Origin of the sequence: Pseudomonas sp. B21-040, from assembly GCF_024748695.1 — a bacterium.
Taxonomy (GTDB): Bacteria; Pseudomonadota; Gammaproteobacteria; order Pseudomonadales; family Pseudomonadaceae; genus Aquipseudomonas.
This window is the reverse complement of record NZ_CP087176.1, coordinates 2,974,693-2,988,745: the sequence shown is the minus strand read 5'-3', so window position 1 is coordinate 2,988,745 and position 14,053 is coordinate 2,974,693. Positions and strand designations below refer to the sequence as shown.

Below are 14,053 nucleotides of genomic sequence, written 5' to 3'. Positions count from 1 at the left end.
GCTACGCTGAACCCATCCATGGAGGAATCGTAATGCCGAACTCAGACCTGCTCCCTTCCTTGCTTTTCAAAATCAATGAAAATCAACTCGCTCTAGAGGCTGCCATTATGGAATTGACGCTTTGGGTTGAGCATCGCGGAGCGTCCGAGGTCGGAGGCAATGTGCGTGGCGCCTTGGAAACTATCGACAAGAATGAAGAGTTCATCAAGATGACGCTCGCAGTACTGATGGCACCAGAGTAATCACTCTGCTATCGGCTAACTGCGGCCCTCACTTCAATACCGTAAACAGTCGCCCCTGGAGTTCAACGTCAAACGCGTATTCCTGTTTCAGTCCGAGACCCCAAGCGCTCCCTCCTTAGATGGCAAAGCCTTCAGCACAGTGCTGCTGACGTCATTTCGATGGGACGCGAATACCCTGCAACGACGTTTCGAAGCTGTCCATTTCAGCGCCCGTAGGTGGCCAATGCGTTCCGTTGCCCAAGCACAAGTGGTTCTCAATGGCGTTGCGCACGGCATCCTCCAAGCCGACCGGAAAACTCCCTTCCATACACTTTCGCCAGCCGGATCCGCAGACCTCGTTAAGTGCGCCAAGAGCAACGATCAAGTCCTCGCCTAGAATACTCCCGCTCTGAGTTAGCGGCGTGGTTTCAATGGAATCGGTCGTTGCCACGACCTTGCCATTTGACCTGCGCCACCAACTGGAAACTATTCTGGACAGCGCATCTATGCGCGACTCGTCCAGGTGTTCTGCCTGGTGAAGCATCGCAAGGTAACGTATGCGATTGCCAAAGCGCTTTAGCGCTCGGGGTGTCTTCCGATGTTGCTGCACGAGCGGCATCCATACACGCAACGCTTCCGAGAACGCACGCGAATCCTTCACCTGGTAAAAGTTGGTGCGCAACCTGACCATCGTAAAACCTATCGCCCATAGCACGAGTATCCCAATTGGGACTGCAAATACATACCAGGCGATCCCTCGATCCTCACCCGGCTGCAACTCGGGCATCGGAGTCGTCGATGGTGTTATCAAAACTGCCGGTGGGTTGGCCTGAATCGAAGTATTGATTGGGGTTACCGATGTCGGCACATGCTCGCTCGCCTGCAAAACAGTCGCCGGTAGCGGATCAGAAAACTGCCAGCGTGCGCCTAGATTACAACCAACTGCAATCGCAACTGCACATAACGCAAGCGGCCAAATACTCAGGAACGAGTGGAGGGCCTTGCGCAGTCTTCCAGTGTTGTCATTCGAAGGCTCCAGCAGTCGTTGAGGTTCCGTGTTAACGCTGGTAGGTACGAGGATGTCCAGGTTAACTAGCTTTTCCATATAGTCTCGCGCGTAGCATTGCCTGCGCTCGCGTTCCAGGCGTTCTTTCTCGTCAGGTGACGGCACTTCGCCAGCTCTACCGGCAAGGCCGACCATTTCTGCTGCGATCTTCTCGAACGACATCGCTAGCGCTGCCTGAACGCGATTCGTTGCCATACCGAAAATAACGAAGCACTTACCTGAGCTGACGAGGAAGTTGACCGCCTCCATTACGTCAAGCACTGACTCCGGCCGACACCGGTCCAAATCGTCGATCACGATGACCATCCGGTAGGGCAAGCACTGTGTTACCTCGTCAAACTGCGCGGCAAAGCGGGCACGAAAATTGGTCAATGCACTCGCGTCCTTCAGTCGAAACTGCTCGGCAGTTGCAGACAGTAACACAGCCGGGTCGGCTCCGAAGGCGGTCAATGCCTTGCGCAACGCAACCAGCACAGTAATGCCGCTGGCAAGTTGCGCCGTGAGTTTGCCTAGATCGCTGGGGGACAGTTTGTCGAGTTTTCCGGTTGCTACCGTGTCCAGCCAAGGCAGGATACTAGCAACACTACTCCAAAGTTTGCCCCATACTTCCAAGTCGTGCGTCATCAGAAACGCCATCACCGTAGACACGGCCGTCACCATCACGAAGGCAAGTAAGAAATGCTTCTTCGAGCGCAAAAACAGCAAGCGAAGCCTAAAGCTCCAGCCCTTTGGGGTAGTTGATGATGGCAAGGCTTGGTTTTGGATGGCATTGAGCAGTGCCGCCAGCAGTTGTTCCTCTTTTTGATGATGCCAAGCATTGAACCACACCGGCTGGCTGCGGTGCTGACGTAGGTCGTTGCACACTAGGGCCATCAGGCTGCTCTTGCCACTGCCCCAATCACCTGAGATGGCCAAAGTTAACGAAGGCTCAGTAGAAGCGTTCCGCAGGAAGCGAGAGATACCTTTGGCCAAAGGCCCGAAGCGCAGGCGATCTTGCGCAAAGACTGTGGTTGGTGCGTCAGTCGCGACCATAGCCTCGGCACCTTGCTCAGGCGCATCAGTAATGGGTCGAAAAGAGAGCCTCCAGCACAGTGCAGCGGCAATCAGGCTCAGTCCGAACCAGGGAGCTGGGTAGCGGGAATAGCTCAGCGACACCGCCCGGACAGTCCAGGTGTAACCGCCATCGCTTGTGTCTAAAATCGTGCCACTATTATCCACTGTCCAGCCGCGAAGGCCATCGGCGTTGAACTGTACGGTGTACAGAGTGGCCTGCACCTCGCTGGGCTGCAGGTCCCAGGTGCTACCGCCATCGCTCGTGGCCAAGATCGTGCCGAGTTCACCCACAGCCCAGCCGCGCAGACCATCGGCGTTGAACTGTACCGCGTACAGAGTGGCCTGCACCCCGCTGGAATGCGCAGCCCAAGTGTGGCCGCCATCGCTTGTGGCCAGGATCGTGCCATTCCGGCCCACCGCCCAGCCGCGCTGCCCATCTGCGTTGAATTGCACCGCCAGTAGAGTGGCCTGTACACCGCTGGACTGCGGGCCCCAGGTGCTACCGCCATCGCTCGTGGTCAGGATCGTGCCACGCTCACCCACGGCCCAGCCGCGCTGGCCATCGGCGTTGAACCGCACCGCGTGCAGAGTTGCCTGTACTCCGCTGGACTGCAGGTTCCAGGTGCTACCGCCATCGCGCGTGGCCAGGATCGTGCCGCTATAGCCCACTGCCCAGCCGTGCAGGTCATCGGCGTTGAACTGCACAGCATATAGAGCGGCCTGTACCCCGCTGGTCTGCGCAGCCCAAGTGTGGCCGCCATCGCTCGTGGCCAGGATCGTGCCGCGCTCACCCACCGCCCAGCCGTGCTGGCCATCGACGTTGAAGTGCACCGACCACAGAGCTAGAGCTTCCTTCAACCCGCTGGTTTGCACGCCCCAAGTGCTACCGCCATCGCTCGTGGCCAGGATCGATCCGTCACCGCCCACCGCCCAACCGCGCAAGCCATCGGCATTGAATTGCACCGCCCACACGGTCGTGAGCTCACGGGTCTCCAGGCCCCAGGTACGACCGCCATCGTCCGTGACCAGGATCGTGCCGCTATAACCCACTGCCCAGCCGCGCAGACCATCGGCGTTGAACTGTACCGCGTACAGAGTGGCCTGCACCCCGCTGGACTGCGCAGCCCAAGTGTGGCCGCCATCGTTCGTGGCCAGGATCGTGCCATTCCGGCCCACCGCCCAGCCGCGCTGCCCATCTGCGTTGAATTGCACCGCCAGTAGAGTGGCCTGTACACCGCTGGACTGCGGGCCCCAGGTGCTACCGCCATCGCTCGTGGTCAGGATCGTGCCACGCTCACCCACGGCCCAGCCGCGCTGGCCATCGGCGTTGAACTGCACTGCCACAAGATCGTCCCGCACCCCGCTGCGCTGTGCGGCCCAAAGGTAGCCATCGCTCTTGGCCAGCGTGGTCAGGATGGTGCCGCGCTCGCCCACGGCCCAGCCGCGCTGGCCATCGACGTTGAACTGCACCGCGTACAAAGTTTTCTGCACCCCGCTGGGCTGCGCGCCCCAGGTGCTACCGCCATCGCGCGTGGCCAGGATCGTGCCGCGCTCACCCACGGCCCAGCCGCGCTGGCCATCGGTGTTGAACTGCACCGAAGTCAGATGGTCCTGCACTCCGCTGGGCTGGACTGCCCAAGTGTGACCGCCATCGCTTGTGGCCAGGATCGTGCCATTCCGCCCCACCGCCCAGCCGCGCTGGCCATCGGCGTTGAACTGCACCGACCACAAAGTAGCCTGCACTCCGCTGGGCTGCGCGGTCCAAATGTGGCCGCCATCGCTCGTGGCCAGAATCGTGCCGCGCTCACCCACAGCCCAGCCGCGCTGGCCATCGGGCAGAAATATGGCATTACTAATCTCGATCTCCATCACTTGCAGGCGGTGGTTGGCGTTGCGTTCAATCGGATATCGAAGCCACTCGAACCAGCTCCGCTCCGAGAGGGCTTTATAGGGGGTCGGGTGCGGTGCCTGTAACGAAGCCAGTGTCAGCGAAATCAGCACTAGCGCGATGCCCAACAGTGCCCATAATGGTTGAATACGGAGCTGCCTGAATCCGGTACGCACCGAGTTTTCCCCTACAGATTTGCGTTTCTGCATTTCGCATACCTGCACTCTTGCTGAAGTGGGAATGAGAGCGCCATACTTCGGATCAGAACGTAGTCACCGGCATAATGACACCTTCAGAGTGAAGTTCACTGCTTACCACCGGTCAAGCCTTGGCACGTGAATTCCCAGTCCCACATTCTCCGGACTGACGACAAAAAATCATCACTAGCAGTTTGTGTTCCCACCAAAAAATCGTAGGTACCTCACTTATTTCCAGCCATGCCCTATGGCTTGGAAGTGCCTATAAACCAAAGCCGATGAGAGCCCTCGTTTGCCCGCCCCCAAACACCTGCAACAAAGTGATTCATTCAACGTAAAATATCAGCGTACGGTCGAATACCTACTTCGTCATTTGCTAGGTCTTCAAGGAGTTTGTTTTGGACATCCGTAAAAAATCGAGCCCCATTGCATTTTTGTGGATCACGAAAGCGCTCGATCAATCGATGCGGAAGTTCGCTGTTTTTCAGTAAGGGAGAATCGCTAACGCTGTGCTGTCCATTCACCATACTTGTTAACGGCGGTAGTACAGCTTCCAGCGCCACGCGCGCATAGTCGCTATCACATACAGCTTTAAGCCATATGCCTGCGATCAGCCTTTCATGTGCTAGGGTTTCCAGCGAAACCGTCCAAGTGTTATCCCAAGCAACCGGATCAAAACCGCCGACTCTTATGAAGCTGGTGCCATCCAAATTGGCGTTATCAAAACGCGCACCTGACAGATCAGCGCCATCCAATAAAGCCAAGCTAAGTTTTGCACGGGAGAAATTGACACCCATCGCTTTGGCGTTCTGAAGATAAGCTCCAATAATAGTTGCGTCAGACATATTAGAGTTAGTAAGTGTTGCGTTCATCATCCTTGCACCACTCAAATCTGCGTACGAAAAATCAGTCTCATGCAGGTCCGCGCCGGAAAAATCTACTTCCTGCAGTAGAGCGCCGTAGAACTTTGTTTTTGAGAAAACCGCTCCCATAATTGATGTTTTTTGTAACATCGCACTTGAAAAATTGGCGCCTTGGAGTTGCGTACAATCTGTATGTGAGTCCGCATAAGTCCCAATATAGTTTCCCCCTCCTGCCGCATTAAGTTGACTGGATGCACACCCCAACTTCGCGCCCCGAAGATCCGCGCGAGCCAGCAAAGCCCCTCGGAGGTTTGCAGCAGTGAAGTCAACGCCTCTCAAATTTGCATTAAAAAAAATGGCTCCCTGAAGATTTCGTGCTCTCAGGGAAAACGTCGTATCCGCTACGTCAGGTTTTTCTGGGTCAAAATGGGATGAGCCCGGATTATTGTATGAGGGCAGAATCAACCTGTTTGAAAACAGGCTGATCGGTTTTCCAGTTCTCAGATCCACATCCCCGTCCAACAATAAGGTGTGCAGGGAAATCCATTCCATCGAGGCCAGCAAGTCGTTGGCGAATCGCATAAACTTGGTCAAACTTGAAGGGCATTGAACAGCTTTGAACTCGGTATCGCAAAGCTCCTCCAGCTTTTTTTCTTTCTCAGCATGCGACGCACGGGCCATGCCATAAGGTTCTGGCCAGGCAGTAGGAATGAAGCGTAGATGAAAGGTATGCTCATCCAACCACTCACCAGGAAATGTAATATCTGTCACAGTCATAGTGCAAAGTAAAACCGTGGCGGCCAGATTGAAGAACTGTCTTTTTTGGAAACTCTACCAACATTCATTGCAGCGAGAGGCCACAGTTTCATTAACAGAATCAAATCAGCTACAACGAGCAGCCGATGCCACCATGTTATGCCTTCATTATGATAGGGCAAAAACTGAAACAGGAATAAAAACAAAACAAAAATAGGGCCAACTGCCAAACTAACCACAGAGATAACTAGCATCAAACCCCGCCGTGCACCTTTACGCACTTCACGGGGGCCAGCCAACTGTTGAATAAAAATACTATTTGGCAGTTGCTGCCTTACAAACTCTCGCTCTTCGACATCGTGAATTTTATCTAGCAGCTCAGTAGTGAACGCTTCCAGTTTCGACCTCATGATCGAAAAATGTAACAGTACATAGACGTGACTGATCAACAACAGGAGAGGGGCAAGCCAAAAGAAACCAAGCAACGGTAAGTCGACATTTAGGAAAGGTAACGTCACCGATTTATTGGTGAGTAGATCCGCGTGCGTTACCCCAGAAACAGCAATGAGCATGTATAGCAACACGAACAGGTAGCTGTACCACAGCCCACCACCGGTATTGGCTGCTTCTACTGTGGACGCTCTTAATAAATCTATTTTTTCCATATCGGTGCTGTTCACCGGTCTAAGGGTGTTGCTTCTATCTTCGGGCGTGGCGTTTTGAAAGCCTTTATCATTCATGAGGCGGGCTCCCCGTGCGGTCAGGTCTTAAATGTGCTGCTAGAGGACACAAAAAATTTCAGCTAAGGAGACGAACAAGCGCTCAGTAGTTTTCGATTTTATTGTGCATGCACCACAGCCGTCAGCTTCGTTTATAGGAGGGTGCTCCCAGTCCTTTAATTCAAGATAGCAGGCTATGTCCTGGCGCGCTAAAAATGGCGTCCGTAAAATGGGTGGAGACTATCGCGCGATGGTGTCAGGAAGGCGTGTTTGCCTAACGCTTCTTTTGCATTGCATCAAGCAAAGATAAGAGTTGCCGGTGATCCGGCAACTCGTGCCGATCGACCCAGACTTCGCCTGGGGCTTGTGCATCACCAATATCATTGGTGACGCAATACAAGCAGCGATGGGTGTCGCGATCCTTTTGGCTGAACAGATAGCTCTTCACCACCTGAAAGGGCGCAATGAGACTTCATTCTGTCGACTCGGTTGACGTATTGTTAACCGATCTGGATGGATACGACCTCTAACATCATGAATGACTACTAAGGAGACGCTGAACAATTAACCCGTTCGCACCGCCTCCATTTCCAGGCCGGTTTTTTCAACCTACCGGCCTTATTTTGCGTTTCCAGGGCCGACTTTCGCCCTCATTTTGCAGATTTGCGGGTCAACCCCGCCTTTCAGACGGATTTATCCCGCCGCCCGTTGCAAATACCGCTTGGCCAGCATCAGATTGGCCAACCCAAACAGACTGAACAACTGCGCCGTATTCTTTTCCAGCCCACGGTAGCGAACCTTGCGATGATTGAAGCGCACCTTGATTACCTGGAATGGGTGCTCGACCTTGGCACGCAGTTGCGCCTTGGCGTATTCGATCTTGCGCTTGACCCGGTACAGCACACTGCCTTCGTCGTGCTGCTTGTAACTGCTTGGCCGGGCTGCAATCGACCAGATAACGTCCCGTTCGGCATGCTCCGGTCGCTTGGCCGCACCGGTGTATCCAGCGTCACCCGAAACATAGGTTTCGGCACCGTGCAGCAGTTGGTCGAACTGGGTGACATCGGCCACGTTGGCGGCCGTCCCGACCATGCTGTGCACCAGCCCCGACGTGGCGTCGACACCAATGTGGGCCTTCATCCCGAAGTGCCATTGATTGCCTTTCTTGGCCTGATGCATCTCAGGATCACGCTTGCCTTCTCGGTTCTTGACCGAGGGCGGCGCGGCGATCAGGGTAGCGTCGACGATAGTGCCTTCCTTGAGCAGCAGACCCCGGCTGGCCAGATGCAGGTTAATCGTTTCAAACAGCACCCGCGTTAGCTGATGGGTTTCCAGCAAGCGGCGAAAACGCAGCAAGGTAGTGGCATCCGGTGCCGACTCGCGGCCCAGGTCGATGCCCATAAAACCACGGATGGCCTGGCTGTCGTAGACGGCATCTTCGCAACCTTCATCGGAGAAACCGAAACACTGCTGCACGACATACATGCGCAGCATGCGTGACAACCCAATCGCAGGGCGTCCGCGCTTGCCTGTGGTGTCGCTATAGAACGGCGCCACTTGCGCCTCCAGTTGTGCCCAGGGCACCAGCTGTTCAAGGTCAGCCAGGAAGCGATCTCGGCGAGTCTGCTTTTTCTTGCCGGTGTATTCGAGTTCGGAGAAGGTCTTCTGCACGCGCGTAACGCTCACGGAGAGGGTGGCTGGTTGAAGGTACTCAGTGTGCCAAGGGTGGGGACGGTTGGCTATTTTTGCAGCGTCTCCCTAAGGGTTGCTGCTTGCTGACCAAGTGGGACTGCTTTCAGTTCGTAATTTTCTTCATCTTAGTCTTAGAACAGTCCGCCTAGGTCCTCAGGCGTCCAGTTCATAATCACCAACTCGCCGCTCACCTCGACTTTCCATTGCCGCTGATTGGTATTGCTGTAGCGAACGTCCAGCGTTTCAAAGTGAAAGCCCTCGAACACCCGACGGATGTCCGGATGGTCGTTGATGCTGACCATCACCCTGCCTTTGCAACGACGCATGAATTCGGCCATACGTTCGTAGTTTTCAAAAGGAAAGTCCACGCCATAACCAGCGGTCTGCCAGTACGGTGGGTCCATGTAGTGGAAAGTATGAGAACGATCGTAGCGTTCCGCGCATTCAAGCCAGGGCAGGTTTTCGACGTAGGTACCGGACAAACGCTGCCAAGCGGCCGAGAGGTTTTCCTCAATCCGCAGCAAGTTGATGGCTGGGCCTGTGGTCGCGGTCCCGAAGGTTTGCCCGGTGACCTTGCCGGCGAACGCATGGTGTTGCAGGTAGAAGAATCGGGCGGCGCGCTGGATGTCGGTGAGGGTTTCGGGACGGGTCATCTTCTGCCACTCGAACACCTGGCGTGAGCTGAGTGCCCATTTGAATTGGCGCACGAACTCCTCGAGGTGGTTTTGCACGACGCGGTACAGCGTGACCAAGTCGCCGTTGATGTCGTTGAGGACCTCAACCGGCGCGGCCTGGGGTCGCATGAAGTACAGCGCGGCACCGCCGGCAAAGACTTCGACGTAGCATTCGTGGGGTGGGAAAAGTGGAATGAGACGATCGGCCAGGCGGCGTTTGCCGCCCATCCAAGGGATGATGGGTGTAGACATAGAGAGCAAGACCTTTACTGTATGGATAAACAGGTGCTAGGCTCGCCGCGCTTCGTGCACGGAGTAAGAGCCTTGGCTGGACTTGCAGGGACCATCTGCAGGGACGGCGGTCGGGTGGGATGTTGACGCATCCACTCCGGCCGCTCTTTTTCACTTCGGTGTTGAGACTTCTTTGGCGTACGCCTGACAGGCCGCCAAGGCGATCAGTCCTTGATCGCCGACATCGGTGATGCCGATAATTCGTTGAGCATGCGCTGGGTCAAGTTGGGCTCTTGTGGGGCCATGAACCATGCCGCCGGTTGTGGTCGGGGCTGACACTGCGCAGCCGCTGGCTGAATCGGTGGCTTCGAGTAGGACTGACAGGCGCACATCAGCAGTGGCAAGCCGATCGCGCAGGCGACTTTGATCACGTTGGGCATCGCTTAAGACTCGGTAATGGGTTTGTTCACTGGCTGACAGCCGCTGCTCCAGGGCTAGGCGATTGTCCTGTGCCGCACGCATCTGGCCAGCTGCGGCGTTGCTGATGGCGATCAAATCGTCCTTGTGCAAGCTGGCCTGTTCGGCGAGTTGCTGGCCGTAGCGCCAGTCCTGAACCTTCCAGGCCGACACGGCGGATCCGCCGACCAATGCGGTCAGCAGCACGCCAACGGCTAACAACCGGTACGGCGCGAGGATCAGGTCGACGATACGCATAGCACTGCCCTCGCCCGCTCCCACAGCTCCAGCCGATCCTGCAGGCCATTGAGGCCGCCGTTGATCTTGTGTGTGATCGCGTTGAATTCATCCCGATCGGCCAAAGCGTTCAGCTCCCGTATCCACCAGAACCACGCGGCCGACTCAGCCGCCCATTGCGGCAGCTCCAGCAGCTCGGGCGTGCGTAGCAATCGCTCGTCGCCGAACAAGGCCAGGCTGCAGCGCAGGTAGTTGCTATGGCCGGTGATCTGGATCAGGCCGCGACCACGATAACGCTGACCATCACCGTCGGGGTCAGGTGTGTTGCCCAGTTTCACCGCCAGATTGCCGGTGTCGTATTTGCTCAGGTACTGATCGCCACCCAGTTCCCGGACATACTGCAGTTGGCCCGACTCATGGCCCACCTGAGCCAGGAACGCGGCTTGGCGTTTCGGCGTGTTGATTTGCCGATGCGCCATGGCGGCATTGAGGGCGGACACAAAAACGCCCGCTTGGCGGCGGGCGTTCGGCATGATGCGTTGTAACTGTGGCTCGGTTAAGGACATACAAACTCCAGGCGTAAAAAAACCGCACGCGGCGGCCGGGATGCGCAAATGCGCGATTACAGGGTCACCACCTTGAGCGGCTTCGCGACCTTTTTCAGTTTCTTACCCTTGGCTTTCGCCTTGCCGGTCTTGCTGCCATTGCACTCGACGGTGGTCGACCAGCCCGCTTGGGTGTAGACCTGCTCGACGGAGTCGGTCAGGTACTCGCCATCGAGGCCGACCTTGAAGCCCTGGGCAATGAGCGGGCGTTCGGCAAACAGGTCCGTGCGGCCCGGCATCTCAAACCGCACGCCGGCGCTCGATCGGTTGAACGCGGCCAACCGCGCCTTGGCGGCGGCCTCGGCGGCGGTTTTGTTGGGGTAGATATGCCGATCGGTATGCACCGCCGGCAGGCCGGTCGGCAGGTCGTCATTCTCCAGCGAGACGACCACCAGCTGGCCGGTTTTCTTGTCTTGGTGTTTGGCCCCCACCGACTTGTGCGTGTTGCGGTCGCCCAGGTTGAACTGCCAGCGACTGACGTCCGCCCGGGTCAGGGTGATCGCACCAAAGGCCTTGCCGCTGGCCGTCTGCCCACCTTGACGCGGCATGACCAACAATTTGCCGTCGGCGACCTTGGCCGTACAGTCGTATTGCTTAGCCAGGCGCGTGATGAAATTAAAGTCCGACTCGCCGAGCTGGTCCGCCCGGGCGACCTTGGTCGGCACCGGACACCCCGCCGCCCAGCCATTGCGCGCGGCGATGTCGCCGACGATCTTCGACAATGGCACGTCCTCCCAGCTCCCGCTGCGGATGGTCTTGCCACTGCCGCGCATGTCGCTGGCTTTGCCTTTGATCACGATGGTATCCGGCGGGCCGGACACCGTGACCTCATCGACCACATAACGGCCCAGGCGGGCCACGCCCGTCTCGACATAGCCCAGGTACACCTCGATGCCGATGCCGCGCCGGGGCAGCGTTACCAGGCCATCGCGATCATCAATGCGCAACTCGAACGTGTCCGAATCCATGCCCGGCTTGTCGGTGGTGCTGAGTTGAATCAGCCGATCGTTGATCAGGCCGGTGATATCGGCGCCATCGGCCACGATGCGAAACATCGGGATCATGGATTTCTCCCCAAAAAAAACCCGCACAAGGCGGGCAAAAAAGTAAGGGAGCTACAGCATCCAACACTGTGAGAGTAGACCATTAATCCCATAACGTTATCTGCTCCTGAGAGGGTGCGATCAACTCCGGCAACACGATCAGCACGCCGGCGCGATAGGGCTGAGGCTCGTCAGCCAAGCCCTGATTAGCATCAAGGACCGCCTCCACGCTGCCGTTGAGGTGGCCATAGAAGTTATGGCAGATGGTGTCCAGTAGATCCCCTTCAGACGTTCTGCATGTCGTCGCCATAGCGCGCAAACTCCAGAGTGAACCCTTGTTTACGCGGGATACCGCCCGGCATCAGCGCGCTTTGTTCTTCCTCGATACTCTTCAGGCACCACGTGCCCAGCACGTCGCCATACCCCGTGGTCAGGGTCAGCGGCTTGAGCTGGCCGCCAATCGTGCGCAGCGTGTCGAGCTGCTTCAAGCCGGCCTTGAAGCCCGGGAAAATCGCGCCCTTGAGCGTGATCTTTTCTTCCCCAATGCCCACGCCCTGCTGCGCCGGCCGGCGCGACAGGCGCTCCTGAGAAGCCCAGCGGAATTCGGTCGAGCGGCGCAGCTCATCAAAGGCGGCCGTGTCGAGGTTGAAGAAATACGGCTGTGCCTTGGGGTCTTGCGGCTGGAGAATCAGCAGGTGCGGAAACGGCTGAACCGCCTCCGGCGCCGGCGTTTGATCCGTGGCGAAGGCCCCCGTGGGCACGATGTTAGCCAGCGACGGGCTGATCTTGCCGGCGATCGCGTTGATCGCCGTCGCCGCCTTGCCCGCCTGCTCCTTGAGCACGCCCATGCGTTCGTCAATCTGTGACAGCGCGCGGGTGGCCGTGCCGTACAGGGCCACCGCTTGCCCGACCTTCGCTTGCGCCGCATTGACCGAGCGCATGACGCGCTGAAGTTTGGCCCCTACCGTCGGGCCGACAAAGGGCGAGCCCTCCAGCTCGGACGCCGCACCGGTGATTTCCCCGATCGCGCCGTTCACCGGGCCCAGCATGCCGTCCAGGCTACGGCGCCCGGTTTCCCCGGCCGAGGCCAGGTATTTCAACCCCGACTGTAACTGCTGCAATGCAGTCTTTTCCTGATCAGACATATGCCCTCCTGATTAAACGTGCGGCGCGTCATAGAGCTGACTGCTGCCCATCTGCTTGGCCATATCGCGATAGTGCTGATCGAGCAAGGGCTTGAGTTGGCCGTACAGCTGCGCCGCGTCCTTGACATCGCCGTTGACCGTCAACGAAAACGGCGCCTGAATCGCCACATTCGACTCGACTTTAGGCGCCACCGGGACCGCCGCCATGGGCTTGACCAACGCCCCCGCCGCCGCGTCCGCGCTGGCCGGGGGCAACATCATGGCTTTGGCCGCCTCCCCCGGTTGCGGCGCTGGGTCTTCCAAGCCCGACTTGATGACCTTGGGTCGACGCAGCTCGGAGCCCGGGAAGCGCACCTTGTTGGCAAAGTGCGGCAGCAACATGGCGTCCTTGGAGTTGAGGTCGCGCGGGTCATACGACACCGGCGGCGCCGACGGCACCGGGACGGCCGCTTCGGTCGCGGCCACACTCGCCCCCAGCCCCGCGCTTTTGCCCGGGTTGGCCAACATCAACGGCCCGGTGCTCGACGGCGCAAACGACTGGGCAATCCCGCCCAACACCGGCGGGATGCGGACCTGGTCAAGGAGGCTGCATGAGCCGAGATTCTCGCCACCATCGCAACACGGCTCACGCGTCACCAGCGCCTAACGGACCAACTCGCTATAGAACACCGGAGGAAAGCGGCATGACGATGGAACTGCACACCACCCAAACATCGACCGCTTTGCTCCGCAACGCTATTGGCGTCGACGCACCAGAAACAAACAGTCTCTGCTGCGCAGCAGCAGGCAATATTGCCCCTCTCAGTGCCACTGCCGAGGTACTTATACCCCACGAAAAGCTGCGCGAGGCAGCCACACCCGATGCAACGCTAATCGCTCAGAATCGCCCGCCCGCGCAGCCTGTTGTGGGGTATACGCAGGTACAAGCTATCACCATCGCTCAGGAGGCAGCATGAACAGAGAGAACTCGTTTCAGCTGCCGAGTGAGACGCTTACAGAAGATGAGTTGGCCGCTATTACAGGCTACAAGATTCCGTCCTGCCAACGTCAGTGGCTGCAACGCAATGCTTGGGAACATGTGCTCACAGCCGCACAACGCCCCGTTGTAGGTCGCGTGTACGCCCGCCTGAAGCTAGCCGGGGTGAAACCATCAGCAACCAATGCTGTAGCTGAAACCTGGTCCCTTGATCTCTCACGTGTAGGTTAA

Annotated in this window: 14 protein-coding genes; 3 read left to right on the top strand and 11 right to left on the bottom strand. The window is 57.7% G+C overall.

The features are described from left to right. Nucleotides 1–32 precede the first annotated feature (32 nt). Nucleotides 33–242, top strand: coding sequence for a hypothetical protein (locus tag LOY55_RS13885; protein WP_258668081.1), 210 nt, complete (start codon nt 33–35; stop codon nt 240–242). Nucleotides 243–393: 151 nt separating this feature from the next. Here LOY55_RS13885 and LOY55_RS13880 read toward each other — a convergent pair whose 3' ends face one another. The 11 genes from LOY55_RS13880 to LOY55_RS13830 all read right to left on the bottom strand — a co-directional run bounded on the left by LOY55_RS13880 (nt 394) and on the right by LOY55_RS13830 (nt 13,482). Next, a complete protein-coding gene (locus LOY55_RS13880) occupies nt 394–4,437 on the bottom strand; it encodes a YCF48-related protein (RefSeq protein WP_258668080.1) in 4,044 nt (1,347 codons plus the stop codon). Nucleotides 4,438–4,754: 317 nt separating this feature from the next. Then, on the bottom strand, nt 4,755–6,065 hold the full coding sequence (locus LOY55_RS13875; protein WP_258668079.1) for a pentapeptide repeat-containing protein: 1,311 nt from the start codon (nt 6,063–6,065) through the stop codon (nt 4,755–4,757). Then, nucleotides 6,062–6,784, bottom strand: coding sequence for a hypothetical protein (locus LOY55_RS13870; RefSeq protein ID WP_258668078.1), 723 nt, complete (start codon nt 6,782–6,784; stop codon nt 6,062–6,064). Before LOY55_RS13870 ends, LOY55_RS13875 begins: the two co-directional genes overlap by 4 nt. A gap of 672 nt (nt 6,785–7,456) precedes the next feature. Further along, entirely contained in the window at nt 7,457–8,434 is a 978-nt protein-coding gene (locus LOY55_RS13865; RefSeq protein ID WP_258668318.1) for an IS5 family transposase, read from the bottom strand. Between the two features lie 152 nt (nt 8,435–8,586). Next, entirely contained in the window at nt 8,587–9,381 is a 795-nt protein-coding gene (locus tag LOY55_RS13860; protein WP_258668077.1) for a DNA adenine methylase, read from the bottom strand. A 150-nt stretch (nt 9,382–9,531) separates the two neighbouring features. Next, nucleotides 9,532–10,074 (bottom strand): lysis protein, encoded by a 543-nt coding sequence (locus tag LOY55_RS13855; RefSeq protein ID WP_258668076.1) that lies wholly within the window; start codon nt 10,072–10,074, stop codon nt 9,532–9,534. Further along, nucleotides 10,056–10,619, bottom strand: coding sequence for a glycoside hydrolase family 19 protein (locus tag LOY55_RS13850; RefSeq protein WP_258668075.1), 564 nt, complete (start codon nt 10,617–10,619; stop codon nt 10,056–10,058). Before LOY55_RS13850 ends, LOY55_RS13855 begins: the two co-directional genes overlap by 19 nt. Nucleotides 10,620–10,675: 56 nt before the next feature. Further along, nucleotides 10,676–11,722, bottom strand: a complete 1,047-nt coding sequence (locus LOY55_RS13845; RefSeq protein ID WP_258668074.1) for a phage late control D family protein — start codon at nt 11,720–11,722, stop codon at nt 10,676–10,678. 82 nt (nt 11,723–11,804) lie between these two features. After that, the gene (locus tag LOY55_RS13840) at nt 11,805–12,011 is read right to left on the bottom strand and encodes a tail protein X (RefSeq protein WP_258668073.1); all 207 of its coding nucleotides are present in this window, start codon (nt 12,009–12,011) and stop codon (nt 11,805–11,807) included. Continuing rightward, nucleotides 11,986–12,846 carry a phage tail protein gene (locus LOY55_RS13835; protein ID WP_258668072.1) on the bottom strand — a complete coding sequence of 287 codons (861 nt, stop codon included), beginning with the start codon at nt 12,844–12,846 and terminating at the stop codon, nt 11,986–11,988. Before LOY55_RS13835 ends, LOY55_RS13840 begins: the two co-directional genes overlap by 26 nt. 12 nt (nt 12,847–12,858) lie before the next feature. Further along, a complete protein-coding gene (locus LOY55_RS13830; protein WP_258668070.1) occupies nt 12,859–13,482 on the bottom strand; it encodes a hypothetical protein in 624 nt (207 codons plus the stop codon). A gap of 47 nt (nt 13,483–13,529) precedes the next feature. On the opposite strand from LOY55_RS13830, the gene LOY55_RS13825 reads away from it, so the two are divergent. Further along, nucleotides 13,530–13,802, top strand: coding sequence for a hypothetical protein (locus LOY55_RS13825; RefSeq protein WP_258668069.1), 273 nt, complete (start codon nt 13,530–13,532; stop codon nt 13,800–13,802). After that, a complete protein-coding gene (locus LOY55_RS13820; protein ID WP_258668068.1) occupies nt 13,799–14,053 on the top strand; it encodes a DUF4224 domain-containing protein in 255 nt (84 codons plus the stop codon). The genes LOY55_RS13825 and LOY55_RS13820 overlap by 4 nt, the downstream gene beginning before the upstream one ends.

What these genes read in the sequence shown, in the direction of transcription:
- LOY55_RS13835 (WP_258668072.1), bottom strand. Translation starts at nt 12,846, where the DNA reads ATGTCTGATCAGGAAAAGACTGCATTGCAGCAGTTACAGTCGGGGTTG.
- LOY55_RS13880 (WP_258668080.1), bottom strand. Translation starts at nt 4,437, where the DNA reads ATGCAGAAACGCAAATCTGTAGGGGAAAACTCGGTGCGTACCGGATTC.
- LOY55_RS13870 (WP_258668078.1), bottom strand. Translation starts at nt 6,784, where the DNA reads ATGAATGATAAAGGCTTTCAAAACGCCACGCCCGAAGATAGAAGCAAC.
- LOY55_RS13820 (WP_258668068.1), top strand. Translation starts at nt 13,799, where the DNA reads ATGAACAGAGAGAACTCGTTTCAGCTGCCGAGTGAGACGCTTACAGAA.
- LOY55_RS13855 (WP_258668076.1), bottom strand. Translation starts at nt 10,074, where the DNA reads ATGCGTATCGTCGACCTGATCCTCGCGCCGTACCGGTTGTTAGCCGTT.
- LOY55_RS13885 (WP_258668081.1), top strand. Translation starts at nt 33, where the DNA reads ATGCCGAACTCAGACCTGCTCCCTTCCTTGCTTTTCAAAATCAATGAA.
- LOY55_RS13850 (WP_258668075.1), bottom strand. Translation starts at nt 10,619, where the DNA reads ATGTCCTTAACCGAGCCACAGTTACAACGCATCATGCCGAACGCCCGC.
- LOY55_RS13845 (WP_258668074.1), bottom strand. Translation starts at nt 11,722, where the DNA reads ATGATCCCGATGTTTCGCATCGTGGCCGATGGCGCCGATATCACCGGC.
- LOY55_RS13875 (WP_258668079.1), bottom strand. Translation starts at nt 6,065, where the DNA reads ATGACTGTGACAGATATTACATTTCCTGGTGAGTGGTTGGATGAGCAT.
- LOY55_RS13825 (WP_258668069.1), top strand. Translation starts at nt 13,530, where the DNA reads ATGACGATGGAACTGCACACCACCCAAACATCGACCGCTTTGCTCCGC.
- LOY55_RS13840 (WP_258668073.1), bottom strand. Translation starts at nt 12,011, where the DNA reads ATGGCGACGACATGCAGAACGTCTGAAGGGGATCTACTGGACACCATC.
- LOY55_RS13860 (WP_258668077.1), bottom strand. Translation starts at nt 9,381, where the DNA reads ATGTCTACACCCATCATCCCTTGGATGGGCGGCAAACGCCGCCTGGCC.